General features: G+C 64.1%; 25 protein-coding genes. 14 read left to right on the top strand and 11 right to left on the bottom strand.

What is annotated here, in order from left to right; all coding sequences use genetic code 11:
* The 10 genes from BKY26_RS01375 to BKY26_RS01420 all read left to right on the top strand — a co-directional run.
* The coding region (locus tag BKY26_RS01375; protein ID WP_193600168.1) for a Hint domain-containing protein at positions 1–390 on the top strand (390 nt) is incomplete at its 5' end.
* Between the two features lie 118 nt (positions 391–508).
* Positions 509–1,981, top strand: coding sequence for a bifunctional diguanylate cyclase/phosphodiesterase (locus BKY26_RS01380; protein WP_158514289.1), 1,473 nt, complete (start codon positions 509–511; stop codon positions 1,979–1,981).
* Positions 1,982–2,149: 168 nt separating this feature from the next.
* Positions 2,150–3,463, top strand: a complete 1,314-nt coding sequence (locus tag BKY26_RS01385; protein WP_071688611.1) for a ferredoxin reductase family protein — start codon at positions 2,150–2,152, stop codon at positions 3,461–3,463.
* 91 nt (positions 3,464–3,554) lie between these two features.
* Positions 3,555–4,478 carry a manganese-dependent inorganic pyrophosphatase gene (locus tag BKY26_RS01390; protein ID WP_071688612.1) on the top strand — a complete coding sequence of 308 codons (924 nt, stop codon included), beginning with the start codon at positions 3,555–3,557 and terminating at the stop codon, positions 4,476–4,478.
* A 105-nt stretch (positions 4,479–4,583) separates the two neighbouring features.
* Positions 4,584–5,105: a hypothetical protein gene (locus BKY26_RS01395; protein WP_071688613.1), complete on the top strand. Its 522-nt coding sequence runs from the start codon at positions 4,584–4,586 to the stop codon at positions 5,103–5,105.
* 153 nt (positions 5,106–5,258) lie between these two features.
* Complete coding sequence (locus BKY26_RS01400) at positions 5,259–6,131, top strand: TIGR01459 family HAD-type hydrolase (RefSeq protein WP_071688614.1); 873 nt, start codon at positions 5,259–5,261, stop codon at positions 6,129–6,131.
* 119 nt (positions 6,132–6,250) lie between these two features.
* Positions 6,251–6,694 (top strand): MaoC family dehydratase, encoded by a 444-nt coding sequence (locus BKY26_RS01405; protein WP_071688615.1) that lies wholly within the window; start codon positions 6,251–6,253, stop codon positions 6,692–6,694.
* Between the two features lie 178 nt (positions 6,695–6,872).
* Positions 6,873–7,802 (top strand): bifunctional riboflavin kinase/FAD synthetase, encoded by a 930-nt coding sequence (locus BKY26_RS01410; RefSeq protein WP_071688616.1) that lies wholly within the window; start codon positions 6,873–6,875, stop codon positions 7,800–7,802.
* Positions 7,799–8,251: a YcgN family cysteine cluster protein gene (locus tag BKY26_RS01415; protein ID WP_071688617.1), complete on the top strand. Its 453-nt coding sequence runs from the start codon at positions 7,799–7,801 to the stop codon at positions 8,249–8,251. The genes BKY26_RS01410 and BKY26_RS01415 overlap by 4 nt, the downstream gene beginning before the upstream one ends.
* Positions 8,248–9,300, top strand: a complete 1,053-nt coding sequence (locus BKY26_RS01420; RefSeq protein WP_071688618.1) for a threonine aldolase family protein — start codon at positions 8,248–8,250, stop codon at positions 9,298–9,300. Before BKY26_RS01415 ends, BKY26_RS01420 begins: the two co-directional genes overlap by 4 nt.
* Before the next feature lie 108 nt (positions 9,301–9,408).
* Here the strand turns inward: BKY26_RS01420 and BKY26_RS01425 are convergent, their stop codons facing one another.
* Positions 9,409–10,185 carry an alpha/beta fold hydrolase gene (locus tag BKY26_RS01425; RefSeq protein WP_071688619.1) on the bottom strand — a complete coding sequence of 259 codons (777 nt, stop codon included), beginning with the start codon at positions 10,183–10,185 and terminating at the stop codon, positions 9,409–9,411.
* Positions 10,182–10,781, bottom strand: coding sequence for a 2-hydroxychromene-2-carboxylate isomerase (locus BKY26_RS01430; protein WP_071688620.1), 600 nt, complete (start codon positions 10,779–10,781; stop codon positions 10,182–10,184). Before BKY26_RS01430 ends, BKY26_RS01425 begins: the two co-directional genes overlap by 4 nt.
* Positions 10,782–10,872: 91 nt before the next feature.
* On the opposite strand from BKY26_RS01430, the gene BKY26_RS01435 reads away from it, so the two are divergent.
* Both BKY26_RS01435 and BKY26_RS01440 read left to right on the top strand, forming a co-directional pair.
* Positions 10,873–11,889 (top strand): ribose-phosphate pyrophosphokinase, encoded by a 1,017-nt coding sequence (locus BKY26_RS01435; RefSeq protein WP_071688621.1) that lies wholly within the window; start codon positions 10,873–10,875, stop codon positions 11,887–11,889.
* Between the two features lie 70 nt (positions 11,890–11,959).
* Positions 11,960–12,862 carry a cation diffusion facilitator family transporter gene (locus tag BKY26_RS01440; RefSeq protein WP_071688622.1) on the top strand — a complete coding sequence of 301 codons (903 nt, stop codon included), beginning with the start codon at positions 11,960–11,962 and terminating at the stop codon, positions 12,860–12,862.
* On the opposite strand, the gene BKY26_RS01445 is transcribed toward BKY26_RS01440, so the two are convergent.
* The 7 genes from BKY26_RS01445 to BKY26_RS01475 form a co-directional block, all read right to left on the bottom strand.
* Complete coding sequence (locus BKY26_RS01445) at positions 12,856–13,206, bottom strand: H-type lectin domain-containing protein (RefSeq protein ID WP_071688623.1); 351 nt, start codon at positions 13,204–13,206, stop codon at positions 12,856–12,858. The two genes, BKY26_RS01440 and BKY26_RS01445, sit on opposite strands and share 7 nt — an antisense overlap.
* A 148-nt stretch (positions 13,207–13,354) precedes the next feature.
* On the bottom strand, positions 13,355–13,750 hold the full coding sequence (locus BKY26_RS01450) for a F0F1 ATP synthase subunit epsilon (RefSeq protein WP_071688624.1): 396 nt from the start codon (positions 13,748–13,750) through the stop codon (positions 13,355–13,357).
* A 10-nt stretch (positions 13,751–13,760) separates the two neighbouring features.
* A complete protein-coding gene (atpD, locus tag BKY26_RS01455) occupies positions 13,761–15,185 on the bottom strand; it encodes a F0F1 ATP synthase subunit beta (protein ID WP_071688625.1) in 1,425 nt (474 codons plus the stop codon).
* 19 nt (positions 15,186–15,204) lie between these two features.
* Complete coding sequence (locus tag BKY26_RS01460) at positions 15,205–16,080, bottom strand: F0F1 ATP synthase subunit gamma (RefSeq protein ID WP_071688626.1); 876 nt, start codon at positions 16,078–16,080, stop codon at positions 15,205–15,207.
* Between the two features lie 12 nt (positions 16,081–16,092).
* Entirely contained in the window at positions 16,093–17,631 is a 1,539-nt protein-coding gene (atpA, locus tag BKY26_RS01465) for a F0F1 ATP synthase subunit alpha (protein ID WP_071688627.1), read from the bottom strand.
* Complete coding sequence (locus BKY26_RS01470; RefSeq protein ID WP_071688685.1) at positions 17,632–18,192, bottom strand: F0F1 ATP synthase subunit delta; 561 nt, start codon at positions 18,190–18,192, stop codon at positions 17,632–17,634. It lies immediately after the preceding gene.
* A 299-nt stretch (positions 18,193–18,491) separates the two neighbouring features.
* Positions 18,492–19,280, bottom strand: a complete 789-nt coding sequence (locus BKY26_RS01475) for a class I SAM-dependent methyltransferase (protein WP_071688628.1) — start codon at positions 19,278–19,280, stop codon at positions 18,492–18,494.
* A 63-nt stretch (positions 19,281–19,343) separates the two neighbouring features.
* Here BKY26_RS01475 and gloB point away from each other — a divergent pair, with 63 nt between their 5' ends.
* Together gloB and clpA are read left to right on the top strand one after the other, a co-directional pair.
* A complete protein-coding gene (gloB, locus tag BKY26_RS01480; protein ID WP_193600169.1) occupies positions 19,344–20,111 on the top strand; it encodes a hydroxyacylglutathione hydrolase in 768 nt (255 codons plus the stop codon).
* 186 nt (positions 20,112–20,297) lie between these two features.
* Complete coding sequence (gene clpA / locus BKY26_RS01485) at positions 20,298–22,628, top strand: ATP-dependent Clp protease ATP-binding subunit ClpA (RefSeq protein WP_071688629.1); 2,331 nt, start codon at positions 20,298–20,300, stop codon at positions 22,626–22,628.
* Between the two features lie 35 nt (positions 22,629–22,663).
* On the opposite strand, the gene BKY26_RS01490 is transcribed toward clpA, so the two are convergent.
* Positions 22,664–23,041: a DUF4440 domain-containing protein gene (locus BKY26_RS01490; protein WP_071688630.1), complete on the bottom strand. Its 378-nt coding sequence runs from the start codon at positions 23,039–23,041 to the stop codon at positions 22,664–22,666.
* Positions 23,038–26,178 (bottom strand): peptidoglycan -binding protein, encoded by a 3,141-nt coding sequence (locus BKY26_RS01495; RefSeq protein ID WP_071688631.1) that lies wholly within the window; start codon positions 26,176–26,178, stop codon positions 23,038–23,040. Before BKY26_RS01495 ends, BKY26_RS01490 begins: the two co-directional genes overlap by 4 nt.
* Positions 26,179–26,180: the final 2 nt, after the last annotated feature.

A 26,180-nucleotide genomic window follows, 5' to 3' on the forward strand; every position in this document is an offset into this window, starting at 1 on the left:
CTTCTCGTGTCGCGTCAACATGCGTTCCTGGCCCATGATCCGCGGCCCAGCGGCAAGGGCGAGGTGCTGATCCGCGCCCGTCACATCGTCGAGGAACTGGGCAAGGCCAGCCATGCGCCCTGCCCCATTCGGGGGCTGACCTATTTCCACCTGCTGTTCGACCGGCATCAGCTGATCTGTGCCGAAGGGGTCTGGACCGAAAGCGTCTTCACCGGGGCCCAGGCCCTGCGAGCCGACCCGGTGCTGCGCCTGCTGCTGCGCCACCCGTCCAGCCGCCCGATGACGGAACGGGCCCGCCCATTGCTGCTGCGCAAGCATCTGCAACGATATCGCGATCATCTGCTGGGGCGCGGGTCCGAGGCCGACAAGACCCGGAAGCGACGGGCCTGACCGCCGCCTGATCCGCGAATTGCCTAAAATGCACTCGGAAAAGCCGGGGCTGTCAGGACTTTCTTCACGCTTTGGCCATAGCGTCGGGCGCGATACTCGCATCCCGCAGGACATGCATGTGACACAGACCCAAGACGACAAACCGGACCGGTCCGAGGACCACCGCCGCTATGCGGAACTGACGCTGCGCCATATTCTCGACGCGGTGCTGGTGACCGATCTGGCCAATGACATCGTCTGGGTGAATACCGGATTCGAACGGATGTTCGGCCACCGGCTGGAAAACATCATCGGCCAGCCTGCGCGCGGCTTGCTGGACGGCCCCGATACGGACCCCGCCGCGCGCGACAAGGTCCTGCGCGCCATTGAAGGGCGCGAAACCCTGACGGTCGATATCCTGCACTATTCCGCCAGTGGCGACCCGATCTGGGTCGACAAGACCCTGACGCCCATTTTCGACGAGAACGGCAATCACACCCATCACATGTCGATCAACCGCGACATCTCCAAGCGCCGCAAGATGGAGGAAAAGACGCGCGAGGTGATGGCCAACGAAGAACAGCGCCAGCATGAACGCAAGCTGCTCTCTCAGGTCAGCGAATGGCTCTATTCCGCCAAATCGCTGGAGGAGCTGCTGAAGGTCGTGCAGAAATCCATGTATACCCTGATCCCGGAATCAGAGGGGCAGCTTTATATCTACTCCAATTCCCGCGACACGCTGGATCTGGAAACCTGCTGGGGCGATCACGAGCCTCACAAACACATAGATGCCGAGGATTGCTGGGCCCTGCGCCGCGGTCGGGCCTATTCCTATGGCACCCGCGCCATCGAATTTCCCTGCACCCATGTCGAGGGTGAAGATACCCCCTATTTCTGTCTGCCGATCATCGCCCATGGCGAAACCATCGGCCTGCTGCACCTGGCCTTTTCCGCCTTTGACAGGTCGATCATGTCGCGCGAGATGGTGGAAACCTTCCTGCAACAGCGCTGGGAACTGGGCCTGCTCTGCGCCGAGCAGATCAGCCTTGCGGTAGCCAATGTGCAGCTGAGGCAGGAGTTGATGGATCAATCCGTGCGCGACCCGCTGACCAGCCTGTGGAACCGCCGCTGGTTCCTCGATGCCGCCCATAAGGAGATTGGCCGCGCCCGGCGGCAGGGCAGCGCGTTGTCGCTCATTTCGCTCGACGTGGACCACTTCAAGAAATTCAACGATCATCACGGCCATGACGCGGGCGATATCGTGCTGCGAGAGGTCGGCGCCCTGATGCGAGAGGTGTTTACCCCGCCGCTCGCCCCATGTCGCCTTGGCGGCGAGGAATTCGTGGCGCTGCTGCCCAGCCTCGATCACGCCGCCGCGCTGGAGATCGCGGAGCGCTTCCGCATTGCGCTAAGCGAGTTGGAACTGGCCTATGGCGATGGCAAGCTGCCCCGCATCACCGCCTCGGCGGGCGTGACCAGCTACCCGGCCTGCGGCGATCACGTGGCCGATATGCTGAAACACGCGGATCTCGCGCTCTACCGGGCCAAGGACCAGGGCCGCAACCGCGTGGTTTCTGCCCTTGGCGACGAGGGACAGATCGCCGCCGAATAACATCGCATCCGCACGCAGCCCCGTAACCCGATAGCGCGCCCGGATCGTGGCATTCGGGCACCACCCCCTGATCGAGTCGCGTCAAGGTTGCATACCGACCTGACAAAACGCTCCCGGCCCGCTAGCCCGTCGCTCCAATCCGATCCGCTCAACACAAGGGCCACAGCAATGCGCGCCACCGGGCTAGTCATCATTGTCCTCTCCTGCCTGATCCCCGCCTATCTCTTCGCCACGCTGCCCGATATTGCCGACCCCGTGGCGCTGTTCAGCCAGTATCTTGGCACGCTGGCGCTGATCCTGATGGCCTGGGCGCAGATCATGGCAACGCGCGCGCCCGGCATCGAGGCGCTGATGGGGCCGATGGACAAGGTCTATGTGCTGCACAAATGGTCCGGCATCGTCGCGATGACCGCGATCCTGCTGCATGATACGATTGACGCCGATATGGACGGGATCGGCCGGGAAACTGCCCTGACCGAAATCGCCGAAACCCTTGGGGAGCTGAGCCTTTACGGGCTGCTGGTTCTGGTGGTGATTTCCATCGCAACCTTCATCCCGTACCACCTGTGGCGCTGGACCCATAAGGCCATGGGCGGCTTCTTCATCGCCGGGGCCATCCACTACCTGTTCATCCTCAAGCCCTTCGCCAATGGCTCCGCGCTCGGGCTCTATGTCGGTGCGATCTGCGGTCTGGGCGTGCTGGCCTATGCGGTCACGCTGCTGCCCCCTGCCCTGCGCCGGTCGACCGGCTATCAGGTCAGCAGTCTCCGCAAGACCGGCGGCGCGACCGAGATCACCATGACCCCGACCAGCCGCCCGCTGCGCTTTGCCCCCGGCCAGTTCGCCGTCTTCACCTTCGGATCGCGCGGCCTGACGGAACCGCACCCGTTTTCCCTCTCGGCCCCTCCGGCGGTGGACGGCACGCTCCAGATCACCGTCAAGGCGCTTGGCGATTTCACCCATCGTCTTGGCCGCGACCTGACGCCGGGCACCCCGTTGCGCGTTCAGGGGCCGTTCGGGCGGTTCCAGCGACGGACATGGGCCAACGCCGCTGAAATCTGGGTCGCCGGCGGCATCGGGATCACCCCCTTCCTGGCCTGGGCCGAGGCACTGCCCGACACGCTGCCCGCCCCGGTGACGCTTTTCTGGTGCGTCCGGTCCCGAGACGAGGCACCCCAGATCGAGCGGGTCGAGGCCGCCGCCAACCGCGTGGATAACCTGACGCTCCATATCCTCGCTTCCGACACGGGCGACCGGCTGACCGCCGACCGGATCGCAGCCACCGCCAATGGGCCGCTGAAGCTCTGGTTCTGCGGCCCCGCCGGGCTGCGCCGGGCGCTGCAATCGGGCCTTGCCCGCCACGGCATCAGCGCCCGTGACATCCATTACGAGGAGTTCGAGTTCCGCACCGGTATCGGCCTCAAACGCCTCGCCGCCCGGATCGCCAATCGGCTGAAGGACCGCGCCGCGCCTTCCCGCTGACCACCCCGGTCCTGCGGCACAACTTCCACCTGACAATCCGGCGCCGCTTCTGTATGACGCGCGCAAACTCAAGATGAACGGACCCCATCCCATGACCACGCTCGTATTCGGCCACAAATCCCCCGACACCGATTCCACCGGCTCCCCCATCATCTGGGCCTGGTATCTGAACGAAGTGAAAGGCACCGACGCCGAAGCCGTCCTTCTGGGCGAGCCCAACACCGAAGCGGCTTTCGTGCTGCAGAAATGGGACCTGCCCAAGCCGCGCATCATCGACGCCGTCGATGCGGGCGCACCGGTTGTCATCGTCGACACCAACAACCCCGCCGAACTGCCCGACGCCATCAATGACGCCGATATTCAGGCGATCATCGACCACCACAAGCTGGTCGGCGGGATTGAGACCAAGGGCCCGATCGACATCACCATTCGCCCCGTGGCCTGCACCGCCACCATTATGCATGACCTGATGGGGGACGACGCCGCCAAGATGCCCGAGGCGATCAAGGGCGCGATGCTCTCTTGCATCCTTTCCGACACGCTGGAATTCCGCAGCCCCACCACCACCGACCGCGACCGTGAAGTGGTCGAGGCGCTGGCCGCCGATCTGGGCATCGACACAGCCGCCTATGCCGCCGAGATGTTCGCCGCCAAATCCGACGTCTCCGCCTTCTCGGACGCCGAACTGCTGCGCATGGACTCCAAGGCCTATGAGGTCGCGGGCACCAAGTTCCGCGTCTCGGTTCTGGAAACCACCTCGCCCGGCACCGTCCTGTCCCGCAAAGACAGCCTTGTCGCCACCATGCCGCAAGTGGCCGAAGAAGACGGCGTCGATCAGGTGCTTCTGTTCGTGGTCGATATCCTGAACGAGGAATCCACCCTGCTGGTTCCCAACGATCTGGTGAAGACCGTGGCCGAGAAGAGCTTCGCCACCGTCGTGGGCGATGCCGACACCGTGGTCCTGCCCGGCGTCGTCAGCCGCAAAAAGCAGATCATCCCGAACCTGGCGCTCTGATCCCGGATCGGCCAGTTTCAGCTTACGCAAGGGGCGGCCATTGGCTGCCCCTTGTTGCGTCTGTGTCCCCGGCAGAAAATGAAGGCGCCCAACCAGAGGTGCCTCATGCGACCCATCCTGCCCGCTGTCTTCACCCTTCTGCTGGCCACGCCCGTGCTGGCCGACAGCTACAGCCCGGCCCCCGGCGATATCGTGACCATCGGCCAGGGAGGGCTTGGCCTGTCATCCGCCGATGCGACCGCAACTGCCACCCTGCCCTTCGGCACGCCCTTTCATGAAAGCCTGCGGACCCTGACCATGATCATGGGCCATGATTTTTCGGTCTACCTGCCGGAAGACTGCCCCGCAGGCCCCGTTGTCGTCGCCAGCTTCACCCGCCAGATCGACCTGGTCTATCAAGAGGACCGATTGGCGGGCTGGATGCTGCGCCCCGGCTCGACCCTGACCACGCAATCGGGGGTCGGCCTTGGCACGCCGCTGGCCGGACTTGGCGGTTTCGCAACGCTGGAGGTCATGGAATCCACGCTCGGATGGGAATTCCAGGCCGGTGAGATCTCCGGCCTCCTGTCCGACAGGGAAGGCATCGTCAGCCATATCTGGTCCGGCACGGTCTGCGTGTTCCGCTAAGCCGCCACCTTGCGAAAACAGCTTCATGTCTGAACGGGGGTGTACAGGGGGTGTACGCCCGGTGCACGCCCGGCACCCCCCGATTTCGCCGCCCCTTCCCTTCCACGGACTGCTCCCGTAATCAGGCACCGACCCAGAAGGAGCCCGGCAAAAATGACCACCATCATCCGCTCGCTATCCGAGATTTCCGACCGCTACGACGTGCTCTATTGCGACCTCTGGGGCTGCCTGCACAATGGCTACACCCCCTTTGCCGAGGCGGTCGAGGCGCTGCGCGCCTTCAAGGCCAAGGGCGGCTATGTCCTGCTTCTGACGAACTCCCCCCGCCCGCGTGCAAGTGTCGAGAAACAATTGGAAAAGATCGGCGTTCCGCGCGATTGCTGGGATGCGATCGCCAGTTCCGGCGACAGCGCCCGCGCGGCCATGCTGCGCGGTCTGGTGGGCCGCAAGGTCTGGTTCATCGGCCAGCCCCACGACCAGAGCTTTTTCGCGCCCATGGAGGTCGTCAGCGACGCGGTCGAAATCACCCAGGTGCCGCTGGAAGAGGCCGAAGGCATCGTCTGCACCGGCCCAGAAGACCCCTCTGCCGACCCTGAGGTGATGCGCCCTAAGTTCCTGTATGCAAAACAGAAAAACCTCAAACTCCTCTGCGCGAATCCCGATATCGTCGTCGATCGTGGAGAGACCCGCGAATGGTGCGCGGGCGCGCTGGCGCAGCTCTATACCGAGATGGGCGGAGAGAGCCTCTATTTCGGCAAGCCCCACGCGCCGATTTACGAACTGGCGCGCATGCGGCTGGCACAGGCGGGGGTCGATTGCCCGCCCGAGCGCATCCTTGCCGTAGGCGACGGGCTGAAGACCGATATCCTGGGGGCACAGGGCGAACCCATTGATTCCCTGTTCATTTCCGGCGGCCTCAGCCGCGAGGATACTGGCACCACCGACCAGCCAGATCCGGAAAAACTGGACCAGGCGCTGACCGCTGCGCAGGTCGAGGCCACCTGGTCCATCGGCTTTCTGCGCTAGGCATCAAGCAACATAGTTGCGACATAAGGGGCTAATTGCAGAACATTGTTACTTCTGCATTGCAGCATTCGCCGGTTTCCGCTATGAGACGGGTCAAGATGACTCGTGAGGTTCCAGATATGCTCGACAACTTCCCCCGTGGAACGATCTGTATCGAAGATATCGAGATCGGCATGACCCGACACCTTATGAAACAGGTGACCGACCGCGATATCGAGCTCTTTGCCGAGGTCTCCACCGACCGCAATCCGGTGCATCTGGATGACGACTATGCCCAGGACACGATCTTTGAAGGCCGCATCGCGCACGGCATGCTGACCGCCGGGCTGATCTCTGCCGTGATCGGCGAACAACTGCCCGGCCATGGCACGGTCTATCTGGGCCAGAGCCTGAAATTCCTCGCCCCCGTGCGCCCCGGCGACTGGGTCCGCGCCGAGGTTGAGGTGATGGACATGGACATCGCCAAGCGCCGCGTGACGCTGAAGACCCAATGCACCATCGGCGGCAAGCCGGTTCTCAAGGGAGAGGCCATGGTGCTCGCCCCGTCCCGCAAGTTCGACTAACCCTTTCATCTTGGCCAAAATACCTTGGGGGGTCCGGGGGGCTAGCCCCCCGCGGATCGACGCCGAAGGCGGCGAAACCGGCCTGCATGGCGGCGCGGAAGGGCGACCCATGACCAGCAAGGCAATTCCCGGTCAGCCCCCGCTTGCCCTCGCCCATCAGGCCCGCTAAGCCGGTGCCATGAGAATACTGCGCGACCATCAATATGCCCTGCCCGAAGACCGCGGTGCCTCTGCCGCCATCGGCAATTTCGACGGCGTTCACCTGGGCCACCAGCATGTGATCGACCGGGCCCGCGTCGAGGGTCTGCCGCTTGGCATCCTGACCTTCGAACCGCATCCGCGCCAGTTCTTCGCCCCCGATGCCCCGCCCTTCCGGCTGATGAATGCCGAGGCCAAGGCGCACCGGCTGGAAAAGCTCGGCGTCGATATTCTCTACGAGCTGCCCTTCAACACCGCCCTCTCCCACCTGACCGCCGAAGAATTCGCCCGCGATGTTCTGGCCGAGGGTCTGGGCCTGAAACGCGTCATCGTGGGGGCCGATTTCTGCTTCGGCAAGGGCCGTGTCGGCACCACCGAGATGCTGACCGAGTTCGGCAGACGCTTCGGGTTCGACGTCGATATCGTCCCGATCCTGCATGGCGATCTCGGGGCCATCAGTTCCACCAATATCCGCAACGCGCTGTCCGATGGCCGTCCCCGTGATGCCGCCGCGATGCTTGGGCATTGGCACCGGATAGAGGGCCAGATCGTGCATGGCGAAAAGCGGGGCCGGCAACTGGGCTATCCCACGGCCAACATGAATCTCGACGGGTTGCACCTGCCGAAACTTGGGGTCTACGCGGTGCTGGTCGATGTGCTCGATGGCCCCCATGCGGGCCATTACCACGGCGTTGCCTCGCTTGGGGTGAGGCCCATGTTCAACGGCGATGTGCCGAACCTTGAGACCTTTCTGTTTGATTTCAAAGGCGATCTCTACGGCACGGACCTGTCCATAGCGCTGGTCGACTATCTGCGGCCCGAGCTGAAATTCGACGGGCTCGACGCGCTGATCACCCAGATGGATGCCGACAGCGACACGGCCCGCGCGATCCTGAAGGCGCTGGAATGAGCCGTTTGCGGCGCGAGTTCTGGACCCTGCCCCTGGCAAAGCTGACGCCTGCGGAATGGGAGGCGCTTTGCGACGGTTGCGGGAAGTGCTGCCTGAACAAGCTGGAAGATGAAGACAGCGGCGAGGTCGCCCTGACCCGCGTCGCCTGCCGCCTGCTGGACGACGACACCTGCCGCTGTGGTCAGTACGAGATCCGCAAGACGCTGGTCCCCGAATGCATCCAGCTGACGCCCGAGACCATGGGCGACGTCGCCTATTTCATGCCAGAAACCTGCGCCTACCGGCTGCGCCACGAGGGCAAGCCCCTTTACCACTGGCACCCTCTGGTGTCTGGTGACCCCGAAAGCGTCCATTCCGCCGGCGTGTCGATGCGCGGGCTGACGGTGCCCGAATTCGAGGTGCCGGAAGAAGAGTGGGAAGACTACATCATCGAGGAGCCCGGCACATGATCTTTGCCTCCGACAACACCGGCCCCGCCGCGCCCGAAATCATGGATGCGGTGATGCGCGCAAATGCGGGCTACCAGATGCCCTATGGCAATGACGACATCATGCCGGGTGTGACGCAAAAGATCCGCGATCTCTTCGAAGCACCCGAGGCATCTGTGCATCTTGTGGCAACCGGCACGGCGGCCAATGCGCTGGCGCTGGCGACGGTGGCCAACCCTTGGGACGGGGTCTTCGTGCATCGCATCGCCCATGCCGAAGAGGATGAATGCGGCGCGCCCGAATTCTACACCAATGGCGCCAAGCTGGTGCTGGTGGACGGGCCCGATGGCAAGATGGACCCGGCGCGGCTCGATGCCACGATCAGGGCGACGGGCGACAAGGGCGTGCATGGGGTTCAGCGTGGCCCGGTCTCGATCACAAACATCACCGAGATCGGCACGGCGTATTCGCTCGATGAAATCCGCGCCGTGACGGATGTGGCGAAATCCTACGGGCTGAAGGTGCATCTCGACGGCGCGCGCTTCGCCAATGCCTGCGCGGCGCTTGGCTGCACGCCCGCCGAAATGACGTGGAAAGCCGGTGTCGATGCGGTCAGCTTCGGCGGCACCAAGAACGGCTGCATGGGGGTGGAGGCGGTTGTGTTCTTCGACCCCGCGCAGGCGTGGGAGCTGGAATTGCGCCGCAAGCGGGGCGCGCATCTCTTCTCCAAGCACCGGTTCCTGTCTGCCCAGATGGACGCCTACGTGACCGACGGGCTGTGGCTGCGGCTGGCCGAGCAGGCCAATGCGGCGGCAGCGCAGCTCGCGGAGGGGATAAAGACCCTGCCCGGCGCCTCGCTGGAGGCGGAACCGGCCGGCAACATGATCTTCGCCCATATCCCGCGCGGCGCCCATAAACGTGCGATGGCGGCGGGGGCGAAATACTATCTCTTCCCCTTCAATGCCTCGCTGGAGGGGCCAGAGGACGAGCCGATCCGCTGCCGTTTCGTCTGCGACTGGTCCTGCGAGCGCGAGACGGTGGAACGTCTGCTGGCCCTCTTTCGCGGCTGACCCTCACAACGCGGGACAGCCGCGTGTTCCGTGATTGCGTTGCCAGAGGCGCGGGCCAAGAGTTTTCGAAAACTCTTGCCAAGGCGCTTCGAAGCGCCTTCCCGCGCCCTATCCCGACCGCGCGAAAAGATCGGCAATCGCCCCGGCCACCGGCACCGGATGGGTGATGGGCACCATATGGCCCGCGCCGGGGACACTGACGCGAGTGGTGTCTGGGATGTCCTGCTCCATCCGGTCGAGGACGGCGGCGGTAATCGGCAGGCATTCCCCCCCCTGCATAAGCAAGGTCGGAGCCCGGACCTGTGCCAGTCGCGAGACCAGATCGGCGCTGTCATGAAACAGGGCATCATCCGACGCCTTGATGAAATGGATACGGTCGATCATGTAGCGCTGCTGGCCCTCTGGCATATCATCAAGCCCACCCGCTGCTCCCCATAGTCGCAGAAACTCCCGTGCCGCTGCCTCACGCGTCCCTGCCGCCAGCAGCCAATCGTAGTGCGAAATGGTTTCGCGGTAGGGGCGGAATTCCCCGCTGCCTTTCGCCGCCGCAAAGAGCACGGGTTCGATCAGCGTCAGGCTGCGGATGCGATCCGGCATCTCCTCGGCCAGCCTCAGCGCCAGCGTCGCGCCAAAACTGTGCCCCACGGCATCGAAGCGCCCCTCCGGCAGATGCGGCAGCACGGCCTCATGGCATTGGTCATGCAGGTCGCGCGACGGGTCGATATCGGGGGCCTTCCCATGGCCGAGAATATCCGGGGCGGTGACGCGCAGCCCCGGCCCGAGCGCCCGAACCATGCCCTCCCACGCACCGGAATGGGCCAGCGAACAGTGCAGCGCCAGAACCTCGCGCGGGCCGTCCCCCCATGTTCGGGCAAACCCGCTCACAATTTGCCCGCGAGATGCGCGTCCAGATCGTCCAGCCGGTCATGGCCCCAGAAGCACTCGGTCCCGTCCACGATGTAGAAGGGGGAGCCGAAGACATTGACTGACACCGCGTCTTCCAGATTGCGGGCATATTCCTCGGCGGCCGTCAGCATGCCCTTATCCGCCAGGTCCGGATCAAACCCGTTTTCCGACAGAACCGCGCGGATTACCTCGTTATCGGCGATGTCCTTGTTGCCCGCCCACACTGCCGCGAGAATGCCATGCACCAGCCCGCCCAGATTGCCGCCCCCCGCCTTCTGCGCCGAGATGATGGCGTAGGAGGACGGCGCGGGGTTGGTGGGGAAGAAGAAGGGCTGTTCGTTGATCTCCAGCCCCGTTTTCTTCGCGCCTCGCCGCAATTCCTGCAACCGGTAGGCCTTGCGCGCCGGGTGCCGGTCGGGTAGCGCCACGCCGCCGGTGCGGGTGAAGAGCGTGGCGATATCCATCGGCTTGTAGGTGATCGAAGCCCCGTGTTTCGCAGCAATTTCCTCCAACCGTGTCCCGGCGAGGTAAGTGAAGGGCGAAAGGGTGGAGAAATAGTAGTCGATGTTAGCCATGCTGCGTCTTCCTTTGGTCTTTCGCGATTGGTAGCCGGATGCTAGGGGGTGTCAACGCCCTGTTACATAAGCACACCGAGAGACAGCTGCCATGTCCGCATCCGATCCCAAGCTCATTTCCGGCAATTCCAACCGCCCTCTGGCCCAGGCCATCGCCCGCCGGATGTCGCTTCATCGCGGCATGTCCGTGGGTCTGGTCGATGCCCGCGTCGAACGGTTCAACGATGGCGAGATCTTCGTCGAAGTGTTCGAGAACGTGCGCGGAGAGGATATGTTCATCATCCAGAGCACCTCGAACCCGGCCAATGACAACCTGATGGAACTGCTGATCATGGCCGATGCGCTGCGCCGGTCCTCGGCCAGCCGCATCACCGCCGTGATCCCCTATTTCGGTTATGCAAGGCAGGACCGCCGTACCAAGGCCCGCACGCCGATCAGCGCCAAGCTGGTGGCCAATATGCTGGTCGGTGCGGGGATCGAACGCATCCTCACGCTCGATTTGCACGCCACCCAGATCCAGGGCTTTTTCGATATTCCCGTCGACAACCTCTATGCCGCGCCGATTTTCGCGCTGGATATTCTGCACCACTTCAAGGGACAGATGGAGGATATCATGGTGATCTCGCCCGATGTGGGCGGCGTGGCGCGGGCCCGCGAACTGGCCAAGCGGATCAATGCGCCACTGTCCATCGTCGACAAGCGCCGCGAGAAGCCGGGCGAAGTGGCGGAAATGACCGTGATCGGCGACGTGACCGGCAAGAAATGCATCATCGTGGACGATATCTGCGACACCGCCGGGACGCTGTGCAAAGCCGCCGAGGTGCTGATGGAACATGGCGCGAAGGAAGTGCATTCCTATATCACCCATGGTGTCCTATCCGGCCCCGCGATCGAGCGGGTCAGCAAATCGGTGATGAAATCGCTGGTCGTGACGGATTCCATCGAGGCGACAGAGGCCACCAAATCCGCGCCCAATATCCGCATCGTGCCGACCGCCCCGATGTTCGCGCAGGCCATCCTGAACACCTGGTCGGGCACGTCCGTGTCTTCGTTATTCCAGGACGAGACGCTCGCACCGATCTACGAGGGCATGTATTCGCGCGGCTGACCTCGCGGATATCGGCTTCGGCACAGATCTGGCCTGACGTTTCAAATGCCTAGTCGGGGGGGCATGGCCCATGTCGACGACCATCAAACTCGCCATTGGCAGCCTGATCTTGGGCTTCGTGGTGCTGGCCCTGAAAGGGCTGGCCTATTGGATCACCGGGTCGGTGGCGCTGCTGTCGGACGCGCTGGAAAGCACGGTCAATGTGGTCACCGCCCTTGCGGCGCTGATCGCGGTGCGGGTTGCGGCCCTGCCCGCTGACACCAACCACCCCTATGGCCATCACAAGGCAGAGTTCTTCAGTGCGGTGCTGGAAGGCGTGATGATCGTCATCGCGGCCCTGCTGATCCTGCGCGAAGCCTATGAGGGCATCCTTGCCCCCCGTGCCATTGACGCCCCGCTGGCGGGGCTGCTGATCAACGGGCTGGCGACGGGGCTGAACGGCGTCTGGTGCTGGGTTCTGCTGACCTGGGGACGGCGCGAACGGTCCCCTGCCCTTGTGGCGGACGGCAAGCACCTGCTGGCGGATGTGGTGACATCTGCGGGCGTTGCTGCGGGCATCCTGCTGGCCTGGGCCACCGGGTTCTGGCTGCTCGATCCGATCATGGCGGCGATTGTGGCGGTGAATATCCTCTGGTCCGGGTCCAAGGTGATCAAGGATTCGCTCAACGGGCTCTTGGATGAGGCGGTGCCGGAAGAGACCCTACAGGTGATCCGCGATGTCATCGCCTCGCACGCCACGGGCGCGGTACAGGCCCATGACCTGCGCACGCGGCACGCGGGCAGGGTGACGTTCATCGACTTTCATCTGGTGATGCCGGGGGAAACGACGGTGACAAACTCGCATGAGATCTGCGACCGGGTCGAGGCCGCGCTGAGGGCGGCGGTGCCCGATGCCAATATCACCATCCATGTGGAGCCGGAGCACAAGGCCAAGACGACCGCCATCACCGTCCCAGACGAACCGGATCAGTAAAGATCCCAGTCGTCCTCGTAGGGCAGTTCACCGATGGCCATCCAATCGGCGCGGATACGGGCGATCTTGGTGTCTTCCCAGGTGGTAAAGACCAGCTCGAACCCGTCGCTGCGGATATTGGCGGCGCGGATATCGGCGCGCTGATTGGCCTCGGTCGACATGTCCCACATGGTGACAGAGACATGCACCGCGGGCGGCGTCTTGAACGGCTGCGCAAAGCGCACGGGATGCCAGACCTCCCGGTTGCCTGAACCGGTCCACATTTCACCGCCGACATCGTAATCCTCGAACAGCACATGACTGCCCTGATCGACGCCAACGAGGTTGTTTCTGATCTTTTTCATCTGCTCAATCGCTATGGCCGACCTGCGTTTTGGAGGATGAATACGGCAGTAGTAGGAAAAAAGCCGTTCACAAATCGGTTAAAAGAAAGCGCCCCGCAACCAGTCCGGCGCGGGGCGTTTCTGTTTGTCTTGCCGCCGGGCAGCGGGCTTAGTCCATGTCTTCCAGAAGCTGGACCAGATCGGCGACGAATTTCTCGGCCCCGTCTTTCTGGTCGGCTTCGGCGGAAGCGGCCTTTGCACGGGCCTCTTCCAGAAGATCGGAGAGATCGTCCTTGCGAACCTCGTCCCCAGCATGGGCGCGCTCGGCAATCACCGAGACGGAGCCTGCGGTGACCTCGACAAAGCCGGAGGTCACGACATAGCTTTTATCGCCGTCGGCCGACTGCACCCGGACCACGCCCGGACGCAGGGTGGTGATGACGGGGCTGTGCCCCGGCATCGCCGTCAGGTCGCCGTCGGCACCCGGAATCTGGACCGAGGACGCTTCGAAAGAGGCCAGCCTCTTTTCCGGCGACACAAGGTCGAACTGCATCATATCGGCCATCGGTTACTCCTTAGGCTGCTTCTGCGGCCAGGCGCTCGGCTTTTGCGATCACTTCGTCGATGCCGCCAACCATGTAGAAGGCCGCTTCGGGCAGGTGGTCGTATTCGCCGGCCACAACCGCCTTGAACGAGGCAATGGTGTCTTCCAGCGGAACCTGCACACCGTCAGAACCGGTGAACACTTTCGCCACGTCGAAGGGCTGCGAGAGGAAACGCTGGATCTTCCGGGCGCGGGCCACGGTCAGCTTGTCCTCTTCGCTGAGTTCGTCCATGCCGAGAATGGCGATGATGTCCTGCAGCGACTTGTAGCGCTGAAGGATACCCTGAACGTCACGGGCAACCTGGTAGTGCTCTTCACCGACAACCTGCGGATCGAGGATACGCGAGGAGGAGTCGAGCGGGTCCACGGCCGGGTAGATACCCAGTTCCGAGATCGCGCGCGACAGAACGGTGGTTGCGTCGAGGTGGGCGAAGGTGGTGGCGGGTGCCGGGTCGGTAAGGTCGTCCGCGGGAACGTAGACGGCCTGGATCGAGGTGATCGAGCCGGACTTGGTCGAGGTAATGCGTTCCTGCATCGCGCCCATGTCGGTGGCCAGCGTCGGCTGGTAGCCCACAGCAGAGGGGATACGGCCGAGAAGTGCGGACACCTCGGAACCGGCCTGCGTGAAGCGGAAGATGTTGTCGACGAAGAACAGAACGTCGGTCCCGGACTGGTCGCGGAACTGCTCGGCCAGGGTCAGGCCGGTCAGCGCAACGCGGGCACGGGCCCCCGGAGGCTCGTTCATCTGACCGTAAACAAGCGCCACCTGGGATTCTTCCAGGTTGTCGGGCTTGATCACGTTGGATTCGATCATCTCGTGGTAGAGGTCGTTGCCTTCACGGGTCCGTTCCCCAACACCGGCGAACACGGAGAAGCCCGAGTGCACCTTTGCGATGTTGTTGATCAGTTCCATGATGAGAACGGTCTTGCCCACGCCGGCGCCGCCGAAGAGGCCGATCTTGCCACCCTTGGAATAGGGGGCCAGAAGGTCGACCACCTTGATGCCGGTGACGAGGATTTCGGAGGCAGTGGACTGCTCTTCAAATTCCGGTGCGGGCTGGTGGATGGCGCGGGTTTCCGATGCGTTCACCGGGCCCTTTTCGTCAACCGGCTCGCCGATCACGTTCAGGATGCGGCCCAGGGTGGCGTTGCCAACCGGAACCGAGATGGGGGCGCCGGTGTCGGTGACGGTCGCGCCGCGCACCAGACCTTCGGTGGCGTCCATAGCAATGGTCCGCACGGTGTTTTCGCCCAGGTGCTGTGCCACTTCCAGAACAAGGGCTTTGCCGTTGTTCTCGGTGTTCAGCGCGTTCAGGATCTCGGGCAGATGATCCTCGAACTGCACGTCAACGACAGCGCCGATGACCTGCGTGATTTTGCCGACTGCTTGTGCCATGTCGTTTCTCCAGATTTCGTCAGAGCGCCTCGGCGCCCGAAATGATTTCGATCAGCTCGTTGGTGATGACGGCCTGACGCGAGCGGTTGAACTCGATCGTCAGCTTGTCGATCATCTCGCCAGCGTTCCGCGTTGCGTTGTCCATCGCCGACATCCGTGCGCCCTGTTCGGACGCCCCGTTTTCCAGCAGGGCCGAGAAGATCTGCGTTGCGACACCGCGCGGCAGCAGGTCTTCCAGAATGGCCTCTTCCGACGGTTCATAGTCGTAGAGCGTCGAGGCATCGTCCGCCTCGGGCGCATCGAACTTGGCCGGAATGATCTGGGTTTCGGTCGGGATCTGGCTGATCACCGATTGGAACGTGTTGAAGTAGATCGAGGCGACGTCGAATTCTCCGGCGTCGAAACGCGCAAGGATGTCACCAGCGATCTCGGCGGCGTTGGCATAGCCCACGCGCTTCACATCAGACAGGTCAACGTGACCCACCATCAGATCGGCGTAATCGCGGCGCAGCTGTTCGCGGCCCTTTTTGCCAACGGTCAGCAGTTTGACGGTCTTGCCGTGGGCCTGCAGATCGGCGATCCGGCTGCGCACCAGGCGCACGATCGTCGAGTTGAAGCCACCACACAGTCCCCGTTCCGCCGTCAGCACCACCAAAAGGTGGGTCTGGTCGGATCCAGTGCCCGCCAGAAGGCGCGGGGCACCGTCGGAGTTGCCGACCGAGGCGGCGAGGCCGCCCATGACGGCGCTCATCCGTTCGGCGTAGGGGCGACCGGCCTCCGCCGCATCCTGCGCGCGGCGCAGTTTCGCGGCGGCGACCATCTGCATCGCCTTGGTGATCTTGCGGGTCGATTTGACCGACTCGATCCTGTTTTTTAGGTCCTTGAGGTTTGGCATTGCCTGACCTCCTTATGCGAAATCGGCGGCGAAGTCGTCGAGTGCTGCCTTGACCTTGTCTTCGAGCTCACCTTTGACCTTGCGGTCATTGTTGGTGATGTCGTCCAGCAGATCCTGGTTCTTGCCACGCAGATGTGCCAGCAGACCGGCCTCGAAGCGACCCACGTCGGACATTGCCACGTTGTCGAGGTAGCCGTTGGTACCGGCGTAGATCACGCAGACGATCTCGGCGTTGGTCAGCGGCGAGTACTGCGGCTGCTTCATCAGCTCGGTCAGACGGGCACCCCGGTTCAGCAGGCGCTGAGTTGCGGCGTCGAGGTCGGAGCCGAACTGGGCGAAGGCGGCCATCTCGCGGTACTGGGCGAGCGACAGTTTCACCGGACCGGCAACCGAGGACATCGCCTTGGTCTGGGCGGAGGACCCCACACGAGACACCGACAGACCGGTGTTCACGGCGGGGCGGATGCCCTGGTAGAACAGCTCGGTTTCCAGGAAGATCTGGCCGTCGGTGATCGAGATCACGTTGGTCGGAATAAAGGCCGACACGTCGCCGCCCTGGGTTTCGATGATCGGCAGAGCGGTCAGCGAGCCAGCGCCGTGGTCTTCGTTCAGCTTGGCCGAACGTTCCAGCAGGCGGGAGTGGAGGTAGAAAACGTCACCGGGGTACGCTTCACGGCCCGGCGGGCGGCGCAGCAGCAGCGACATCTGACGATAGGACACGGCCTGCTTGGACAGGTCATCATAGATGATCAGCGCGTGGCGGCCATTGTCGCGGAAGTATTCCGCCATTGCAGTTGCGGCGTAGGGGGCCAGGAACTGCATCGGCGCGGGGTCGGATGCGGTAGCGGCCACGACGATCGAGTAGTCGATCGCGCCGGTTTCTTCCAGCTTCTTCACCAGCTGCGCAACGGTCGAGCGCTTCTGGCCAACGGCCACGTAGACGCAGTAGAGCTTCTTGCTCTCGTCGTCGCCGGCGGCGTCGTTGTAAGACTTCTGGTTCAGGATCGCGTCGAGCGCCACGGCGGTCTTACCGGTCTGACGGTCGCCGATGATCAGTTCCCGCTGGCCACGGCCGATCGGGATCATGGCGTCAACGGACTTGAGGCCGGTTGCCATCGGTTCATGCACCGACTTACGCGGGATGATGCCCGGTGCCTTGCTGTCTGCAATGCGACGCTCGGCGGCTTCGATCGGGCCCTTGCCGTCGATCGGGTTGCCCAGACCGTCGACAACGCGACCGAGCAGACCGTCGCCCGCGGGCACGTCCACGATCGAGTTGGTGCGCTTGACGGTGTCGCCTTCCTTAATGTCCCGGTCGGAACCGAAGATCACGACACCGACGTTGTCGGCTTCGAGGTTCAGCGCCATCCCCATGATGCCGCCGGGGAATTCGACCATCTCACCTGCCTGGACATTGTCCAGACCGTAAACACGGGCGATACCGTCACCAACGGAGAGCACACGGCCCACCTCGGCGACTTCGGCCTCCTGGCCAAAGCTCTTGATCTGCTCCTTGAGGATCGCAGAGATCTCGGCTGCTTGGATAGTCATTTATCCGACCTCTTTCATAGTGTTCTGGAGGGTGTTGAGCTTGGAGCGGATCGACGTGTCGATCATCTTCGAGCCCACCTTAACGACAAGACCGCCAATGATGGATTCATCGACGGTCGCATTCAGTTTCACGTCCTTGCCAACGGCGGCCTTGAGGGCCTTTGCCAGCTTGTCGGACTGGGTTTTGGTCAGCGCCTTGGCCGACACGACATCGGCGGTCACTTCGCCTTTGTGATCCGCAATCATCCCACGCAGCGCGGCGGCCATCTGCGGCACCACGAACAGACGGCGCTTGGTGGCCATCAGTTTCAGCGTGTTGGACATGATTGCACCCAGGCCCATGGCCGAGGCAACGGCCGCAATACCGGCCTGCATGTCTTCGCGCGAATAGATCGGCGACGCGATCAGATCCCGCAGGTCTTCGCTGTCGGCCAATGCGCCTTCCAGCGTGGCCAGATCGGCCTCCAGCGCATCGAGCGCCTTATCCTCTGTGGCAAGATCGAACACCGCCGTCGCGTAGCGCGAGGCAATGCCGGTCGAGATCGAAGCTGTTTCCGACACGTCCACCCTTCCGATACAGTGGCCGGGACCACATCCTGCGATGTGCCCGGCGGTTCTGTCTAAAGGCGGTATCTGTCCCCGCCCACCTGAAATCGCGCTGGATGTATCAGAGGGTTCTGCAGCCTGCAACAGCCACGGCAATTGGCACGAATCCGCTGAACCCCCTGTTTTTCCGGGGTTTTGACGCATTTTGCTGTCCTGCGACGCTTTGAAGCTAACGAATTTTCAAGCTTTTTCTGTGGATAAGGCGCGAGTCAGGTGCAACTGTATGCCTTGGCACACCACGGTATGCCCTCGATTCACCCGTCCCGTGAGAGATGAACAAGCCCCTGCACGGCGTCATTATCCCTCACGCGGGCAGGCTGGGGCGCAGAATCGAGGATGCGCAGGGGGCGTTTCACCCGCTCGGCCAACCCCGGTCGCGTGGGGGCGAATGTGTGCTTGCTGGCCTCCAGCATGATGACCCCGCCCGCGTAGTAATTCGACAGCTTGCGACCCATGTTTTCGACCAGCTCCGAGCTTTTCAGCCAGAATCGCCCGTGACTGGGCGGCGCGAACAGGGCGGCGCGATGGCGTTCTGGCTCGAACCCGTGATTGCGGATCTGCTCCTCCAGTTGCCCGAGCGAATAGGGCCGTCCGAACCCGAAGGGCGTTGCATCACGTCGCGCCCACAACCCGCCCCGGTTGGGCACAATGAACAGCGCCTTGCCCCCCGGCGCCAGAACGCGGTGGCATTCCTCCAGCACCGCCGCGGGATGCTGAGAGGTCTCCAGCCCGTGCAGGCAGACAAGCCTGTCGACAAGCCCGGCAGGCAGCGGCCAGCGGGTTTCATGGCACAGGACACTGACATTGTCCTGCCCCGCAGGCCAGGGCATTACCCCCTGCGCGCCCGGCATCAGGCCGATGACCCGCTCCGCCTGTCCCAGATAGGGGCGCAACAGCGGCACCGCGAAACCGAATCCCACCACCGTCTGCCCCCGCGCCTCTGGCCAGAACGCCGTGACCTGATCGCGCACCGCCTTCTGCGCGATGCGACCTAGGCGGGTCCGGTAGTAGAACTGGCGCAGGTCCAGCACGTCGAGATGCATTGCAACCCCCTCGGGTTTGGGCGACGGTCGGGGGGCAGCTTAACCGGGAAGAAGGAAATTGCCATGCCCTTGCAGATCGTCACCGTTCCCTGCCTTGCGGACAACTATGCCTTCCTGCTGCATGACGCGGCGACCGGGGCCACGGCGGTTGTCGATGTGCCCGACCCGGAACCCATCCAGGCGGAATTGGCCGCGCGCGGCTGGACGCTGACCGACATCCTGATCACTCACCATCACTGGGACCATATCGACGGGGTCGCTCCGCTGGTTGAGGCGACGGGGGCGAAAACCTGGGGCAACGCCGCCGACGCGGGCCGCCTGCCGCCGCTGGATCACGCCATCAATCCCGGCGACACGGTGGCCATTGGCAGCGAAAGCGGCACGGTGATCGAGGTCTCCGGCCACACCGTCGGCCACATCGCGTTTCATTTTCCGGCCAGCAAAGCCGTCTTCACCGCTGACAGCCTGATGGCGCTTGGCTGTGGGCGGCTCTTTGAGGGCAGCCCCGAGATGATGCACGCAAGCCTTGCCCGCCTTGCCGCCCTGCCCCCGGAAACGCTGGTCTGTTCCGGCCATGAATACACCGCCAGCAACGCGAAATTCGCGCTGACCATTGATCCCGGCAATCCGGCGCTTATCTCTCGTAGCAAGGCCATCGAAACCGCCCGCGCCGAAGGGCGGCCCACGGTGCCCTCCACCCTGCAGGAAGAACTCGACACCAACCCCTTCCTGCGCGCACATGACCCTGCCATCCGCGCGCAGCTTGGACTGGAGACAGCCGACGATGTGGCCGTCTTCACCGAAATCCGTGCCCGCAAGGACCGATTCTGAGCGGCGCGCATTCGCACCCATTTGCCAGCCGATTAGGCGACATCACGAAAAATGGCAGGGGCGCAAAGAAAAATTGAAGAGAAATGCCTTGAACTGCACGGACAAAAACCGAACCTTAACAGTATGAGGCCACTGTCGGACGCGAGCGCCCCACGCCCGTCCGGCGCAACGAAAGGAGCACAGGTAGTGCCGTCGTTTTCGAACACCCTTGAGCAGGCCATCCATGCCGCACTGGCGAACGCCAATGCGCGCCGTCATGAACTCGCAACTCTGGAACATCTGCTGCTCGCCCTTCTGGAAGAGCCTGACGCGATGAAGGTCATGCAGGCCTGTTCCGTCGATCTAGAAGAGCTTCGCCAGACGCTAGTGGAATTCATCGACGAGGAGCTGTCGACGCTCGTCACCGACGTGGAAGGCTCCGAGGCGGTGCCGACCGCCGCCTTCCAGCGCGTGATCCAGCGCGCTGCGATCCATGTGCAAAGCTCTGGCCGGACCGAAGTGACCGGTGCGAATGTGCTGGTCGCCATCTTCGCCGAACGCGAATCCAACGCCGCCTATTTCCTGCAGGAACAGGACATGACCCGCTATGACGCGGTGAATTTCATCGCCCATGGCGTCGCCAAGGACCCGTCCTTCGGCGAATCCCGTCCCGTAAGCGGGGCCAATGAAGAGGACAGCATTCACGGCAATGCTGAAACCGCCTCCGAGGGCGACGGCAAGGAATCGGCGCTGGCCAAGTATTGCGTCGACCTGAACGCCAAATCCGTGAAGGGGGATATCGACCCGCTGATCGGGCGAGAGCACGAGGTGGAACGCTGCATTCAGGTGCTGTGCCGCCGCCGCAAGAATAACCCGCTTCTGGTGGGCGATCCCGGCGTAGGCAAGACCGCCATCGCCGAAGGTCTGGCCAAGAAGATCGTCGAGGGTCAGACGCCCGAGGTGCTGCAGGGCGCCACGATCTATTCGCTCGACATGGGCGCGCTGCTGGCGGGAACCCGCTATCGCGGCGATTTCGAGGAGCGGCTGAAGGCCGTGGTCAGCGAGCTGGAAGATCACCCTGACGCGGTGCTGTTCATCGACGAGATCCACACCGTGATCGGCGCGGGCGCCACTTCGGGCGGGGCGATGGACGCCTCGAATCTGCTGAAACCGGCGTTGCAGGGCGGCAAGCTGCGCTGCATGGGGTCCACCACCTACAAAGAATTCCGCCAGCATTTCGAAAAGGACCGCGCGCTGTCCCGCCGGTTCCAGAAGATCGACGTGAATGAGCCGTCGGTGGACGATACCGTGAAAATCCTCAAGGGCCTCAAACCCTATTTCGAGGATCACCACGACATCAAATACACCAATGACGCGATCAAGGCGGCGGTGGAACTGTCGGCGCGCTATATCAATGACCGCAAACTGCCCGACAAGGCCATCGACGTCATCGACGAGGCCGGGGCCGCGCAGCATCTGGTGGCCGAATCCAAGCGCCGCAAGACCATCGGCGCGAAGGAGATCGAGGCCGTGGTGGCCAAGATCGCCCGCATCCCGCCCAAGAACGTCTCGAAGGACGATGCCGAGGTTCTGAAGGATCTCGAACGCAGCCTTAAGCGCGTGGTGTTCGGGCAGGACAAGGCCATCGAGGCGCTGGCCAGCGCCATCAAACTGGCGCGCGCGGGCCTGCGCGAGCCGGAAAAGCCGATTGGCAACTACCTGTTTGCCGGCCCCACCGGCGTCGGCAAGACCGAGGTGGCCAAGCAACTGGCCGATACGCTCGGGGTAGAACTGCTGCGCTTCGACATGTCGGAATACATGGAGAAACACGCGGTCAGCCGCCTGATCGGCGCGCCTCCGGGCTATGTGGGCTTCGACCAGGGCGGGCTGCTGACCGACGGTATCGACCAGCACCCGCATTGCGTGCTGCTGCTGGACGAGATCGAGAAAGCGCACCCGGATGTCTTCAACATCCTGTTGCAGGTGATGGACCACGGAACGCTGACCGATCACAACGGGCGGTCTGTCGATTTCCGCAACGTGGTGCTGATCATGACCTCGAACGCGGGCGCGGCGGAACAGGCGAAATCCGCCATCGGCTTTGGCCGCGACCGGCGCGAGGGCGAGGATACCGCCGCCATCGAGCGCACCTTCACGCCCGAATTCCGCAACCGTCTGGACGCGGTCATTTCCTTCGGCGCGCTGCCGAAAGAGGTGATCCTGCAGGTGGTCGAGAAATTCGTGCTGCAACTGGAAGCGCAGCTTCTGGACCGCAACGTGACCATCGAACTGACGCGCCCCGCCGCCGAATGGCTGGCCGACAAGGGGTACGACGACCGCATGGGCGCCCGCCCGCTTGGCCGCGTGATCCAGGAACACATCAAGAAGCCGCTGGCCGAGGAACTGCTGTTCGGCAAGCTCGCCAAGGGCGGCAATGTCAAGGTTGGCGTCAAGGATGGCCAGATCGACCTGCGCATCGAAGAACCGGGCGCGCGGCGGATCACGTCGAAGAAACCGCCGCTTCTGACAGCGGAATAGGAACGAAAGAAGGCGCCCTCCGGGGCGCCTTTTTCTCAGGGAACCGGAATGCCGGTCGCGGGCGTGTCCTGGCTGAAGATATTGACCCAACCCTCACCGCTGCGACGCCAGATGGAGGAGACATACATCTCCTCTTCCTCTGCCCGACCAACCCGCAAATAGCGCGCGCGATAGACCAACAACGCGTGGCCTGCGCCAAGCGGTTTCACCTGCCCATCGGTCAGATGGAACCGCACCACGGTCGGTCCACCCGCCAACTGCCCGGCATGGTCCCCCTTCCCGGCGAATCCGTCCGGGTAGACGCCCAGAAAATCCGCTGACAAGGCGGCGGCATCCGCTGCGGCGTCGCCTGCCACCAGGGCCTCCCACACACGGGTTTCACAGGCCAGCAATTCGTCCCGAAGCGCGCTCATCGCTCGGTGAGCTTCAGCTCGATCCGGCGGTTCTGGGCCTGCCCCTCAGGCGTGTCGTTGGACGCAATCGGGCGATACTCGCCAAACCCCGTCGCCGCCAGCCGCGCGGGTGGAAAGCCGAGCTCGTCGCTCATGAACAGCACCACCGACAGGGCGCGGGCCTGGCTCAGCTCCCAATTGTTGGCGTATTCGGCGGTCGGGCGCAGCTGCTGGTCATCGGTATGGCCATCGACCCGCACGATCCAATCCACCGACAGAGGGATTTCCCCTGCCACGTCGAACAGCAATTCCGCAACATTGGCGATCTGTGCCTCCCCTTCGGGAGAGAGATCGGCGGACCCGACCTCGAACAGCACCTCGGAGGCGAAGACGAAACGATCCCCCTCGATCCGCACGCCGTCGCGGCCTTCCAGCAATTCGCGCAGGCGGCCGAAGAACTCCGACCGGTAGCGCTCCAGCTCCTGCGCCTCGGCGGCCAGCCGTTCGGCCTCGGCCTCGGCCAGTCGCCGCGCTTCCGCCTCGGCCTCGGCGCGGGCCGCTTCGGATTCCGCCAGCGCATCGCTTTCGGCGGCCAGCCGCGCCAGCGCCGCGTTCAGATCGGCCCCGAGCGTTTCCACCTGCACCTGCGCCGCCGCATCCGCCGCCTGCGAAGCATCGAGCAGCCCCTGCAACTCGCCAAGCTGCGTGCGCAGCGCCGCCACCTGTTCGTTCAACGCCGCGATCTGTCGCTGACTTTCTGCCGAGGCCGCCTCTGCCGTTTCCAGTTCCAGATTGGCCTGTGCCAGCAATGCCGACTGCTGCTCGGCTTCGCTCAACCGGTCTTCGGCGGTGGTCTCGGCCAGCATCTGCGCGGTCAGCGCGGCGGCCAGTTGCTCCTCCAGCTCAGACAGTGCGCCTGCGGCTTCTGCTCCCGCCGATTCCCGCGCGGCCTCGGACGCCGCCAGTTCCGCCTCAAGCGCCGCAATGCGCGATTCCGCCGTTTGTTCGGCCCGCGCCAGATCCAGCAGGGCCTGTGTCAGCTCTGCCTCCATTGCGGTCAGGGCCGTCTGGTTGGCGGCCTGCTCTTCACGGAGGACAGCGCTTTCGGCCTGTGCGGCAGAGAGATCGGCCTCGACCTCCTCCACCCGGTCCGCTGCCAGCGTGGCCCGCGCAAGCGCTGCGGCCAGCTCCGCCTCCAGCGCCGTCAGTTCCGCACCGCGCCGGGCCAGCCCCTCTTCGGCGGCCTGGGATTCGGCCTGAGCGGCGACCAGATCCGTTTCCAGCGCAGCGATGCGCGCCGCATCCTCGCCGGCCTGCGCCTGTGCCGACTGAAGCGCTGCGGCCAGTTGCGTTTGCAGCGCATCGAGGCTTTCGGAGCTGTTATCGAGATCCGATTGCGCGGCGGCGGCTTCGGCCTGCGCGGTTCCCAGATCCTGTTCCAGCGCCGTGATCCGTTCTGCGTCGCGCGTGGCGCGCACAAGGGCTGCGGCCAGCTCGGCCTCCAGCCGCGTCAATGTGGCCCTGCTCTCGGTCAGTTCCGCCTGAGCCGCGGCGGCAGTGCCTTCGGCTGCGGCTACGTCTGCCTCCAGCTGCGCGAGCCGCCCGGCATCCGCTTCCGCGCGCCGGTCGGCCTGTTGCAGGGCCGTGGCAAGCTGTGTTTCCAACCCGGCGACAGTTTCCTCGCTTGCCGTCAGGGCGGCCGCTGTCGCGGCGGCATTGGCATTGGCCGCTGCGATATCCTCTTCGAGTTCTGCGATCCGCGTGCGGCTTTGCGTGGCTTGTGCTGTCAACCGGGCCAGTGCGCGCGCCAGTTCCTCCTCCAGCGATGACATCTCGCCAGCGCGCTCCTCCGCCACCGATTGCGCGGCTTCCAGCGCCGCCTGTGTCTCGGCCAGGGCAGCGGCGTCCTGCGCGCGGGCGGCAAGCGCCAAGGCCAGTTGACCCTCCAGATCCGACAAGCGTCCCGCTGCCTCGCTGGCGGCGGCGAGACTCGTCTCCAATTCCTCGATCCGGTCGCCCTGCGCGGTGTTGTCAGCCAACGCCGCGGCCAGACGGGCTGCAAAGTTCTCCCGCGCCTGATCGGCAGCGGCCAGCAGCGTCAGGGTATCCTCCGCCTCCTGCCGCCGCTGTTCCAGCGCAAGCGCAATGGCGGTCAGTTCGGCATCGGCCTCCTGCAGGCGGGCGCGCAGGGCTTCGGCGGCGGCGGCTTCGGCCAGACGCGCGGCCTCTTCGTCGGAAAGCTGCGCCTGAGTATCCGCCAGCCGGTCGCGCAGGGCGGCAGCGGCAGCGGCCTCGGCCAGACGTGCGGCCTCCTCGCTGTCGAGATCGGTTTCCAGCACCGAGAGCCGTTCGCGCAGCGCAGCCGCCGCCGCCTGTTCCGCCAACAGCGCCGCTTCCTCTGCGGTCAGCTCCTGCTCCAGTTCTGCGATCTGCGCTTCGAGCGATGCGGTCAGGGCTTCCTCGCCTGCCAGCGCGGCCAGCGCCGTGGTCAGGTCGGTCTGCAACCCCGCCGAGTTTTCTTCCTGCGCCTGCAAGGCGGCCAGCGTGTCGGCGAGCGTCGCCTCCTGCGCAGCAGCCTCGGATTCCAGATCGGCGATCAGCGCCTCCAGCGCCTCGCGTTCGGCAGCGGCCAGGCGCGCCTGTTCGGCGGCGGCGTCGATCTCGTCTCGCGCGGTGGCAAGGGCCAGCGTCAGCGCGTCAACCTCTGACACCCGCGCCTCCAGATCCGCCTGCACCGCGTCGCGTTCCTCGGTCAGATCCGTGTTGGCCGCAATGAGCGAGGCCACCTGCGCCTCGAAATCGGCGATGCGCGCGGCCTGCCCCTCGGTTTCAGCCGTCAGCGAGGCGATCAGCGCGGCCTGCATCTGCAATTCGCCCTCGGCCTCTGACAGGCTGGCACCAAGCGTCGCAACCCGCTGTTCCAGCTGTGCCGAGCGGCTTTGCGCCAGGCCGAGTGCGTCGGCCAGTTCATTAAGCTGCGCGTTCAGAACGTTCAGCTCGTCATCCTGATTGTTGATCGTTTCCGACAGCACGAACTGCACGATCATGAAGATCGTCAGAACGAAGATCATCACCATCAAGAGCGCGGTGATGGCATCCACGAAACCGGGCCAGATCGAGGCGGTAAATCGCGTGCCGGAACGCCGGTGGAAGGCCATGG

This window comes from Nioella sediminis, from assembly GCF_001879695.1.
In the GTDB taxonomy this organism is placed as follows: Bacteria; Pseudomonadota; Alphaproteobacteria; order Rhodobacterales; family Rhodobacteraceae; genus Nioella; species Nioella sediminis.

Excerpts from the sequence above, each read along its gene's own strand:
- BKY26_RS01430 (WP_071688620.1), bottom strand. The coding sequence starts at position 10,781 with ATGGCTAACATCGACTACTATTTCTCCACCCTTTCGCCCTTCACTTAC.
- BKY26_RS01435 (WP_071688621.1), top strand. The coding sequence starts at position 10,873 with ATGTCCGCATCCGATCCCAAGCTCATTTCCGGCAATTCCAACCGCCCT.
- BKY26_RS01450 (WP_071688624.1), bottom strand. The coding sequence starts at position 13,750 with ATGGCCGATATGATGCAGTTCGACCTTGTGTCGCCGGAAAAGAGGCTG.
- BKY26_RS01390 (WP_071688612.1), top strand. The coding sequence starts at position 3,555 with ATGACCACGCTCGTATTCGGCCACAAATCCCCCGACACCGATTCCACC.
- BKY26_RS01410 (WP_071688616.1), top strand. The coding sequence starts at position 6,873 with ATGAGAATACTGCGCGACCATCAATATGCCCTGCCCGAAGACCGCGGT.
- BKY26_RS01385 (WP_071688611.1), top strand. The coding sequence starts at position 2,150 with ATGCGCGCCACCGGGCTAGTCATCATTGTCCTCTCCTGCCTGATCCCC.
- atpD (WP_071688625.1), bottom strand. The coding sequence starts at position 15,185 with ATGGCACAAGCAGTCGGCAAAATCACGCAGGTCATCGGCGCTGTCGTT.
- BKY26_RS01495 (WP_071688631.1), bottom strand. The coding sequence starts at position 26,178 with ATGGCCTTCCACCGGCGTTCCGGCACGCGATTTACCGCCTCGATCTGG.
- atpA (WP_071688627.1), bottom strand. The coding sequence starts at position 17,631 with ATGACTATCCAAGCAGCCGAGATCTCTGCGATCCTCAAGGAGCAGATC.
- BKY26_RS01445 (WP_071688623.1), bottom strand. The coding sequence starts at position 13,206 with ATGAAAAAGATCAGAAACAACCTCGTTGGCGTCGATCAGGGCAGTCAT.
- BKY26_RS01475 (WP_071688628.1), bottom strand. The coding sequence starts at position 19,280 with ATGCATCTCGACGTGCTGGACCTGCGCCAGTTCTACTACCGGACCCGC.
- BKY26_RS01490 (WP_071688630.1), bottom strand. The coding sequence starts at position 23,041 with ATGAGCGCGCTTCGGGACGAATTGCTGGCCTGTGAAACCCGTGTGTGG.
- gloB (WP_193600169.1), top strand. The coding sequence starts at position 19,344 with ATGCCCTTGCAGATCGTCACCGTTCCCTGCCTTGCGGACAACTATGCC.
- BKY26_RS01395 (WP_071688613.1), top strand. The coding sequence starts at position 4,584 with ATGCGACCCATCCTGCCCGCTGTCTTCACCCTTCTGCTGGCCACGCCC.
- BKY26_RS01405 (WP_071688615.1), top strand. The coding sequence starts at position 6,251 with ATGCTCGACAACTTCCCCCGTGGAACGATCTGTATCGAAGATATCGAG.
- BKY26_RS01460 (WP_071688626.1), bottom strand. The coding sequence starts at position 16,080 with ATGCCAAACCTCAAGGACCTAAAAAACAGGATCGAGTCGGTCAAATCG.
- BKY26_RS01415 (WP_071688617.1), top strand. The coding sequence starts at position 7,799 with ATGAGCCGTTTGCGGCGCGAGTTCTGGACCCTGCCCCTGGCAAAGCTG.
- BKY26_RS01400 (WP_071688614.1), top strand. The coding sequence starts at position 5,259 with ATGACCACCATCATCCGCTCGCTATCCGAGATTTCCGACCGCTACGAC.
- BKY26_RS01440 (WP_071688622.1), top strand. The coding sequence starts at position 11,960 with ATGTCGACGACCATCAAACTCGCCATTGGCAGCCTGATCTTGGGCTTC.
- BKY26_RS01420 (WP_071688618.1), top strand. The coding sequence starts at position 8,248 with ATGATCTTTGCCTCCGACAACACCGGCCCCGCCGCGCCCGAAATCATG.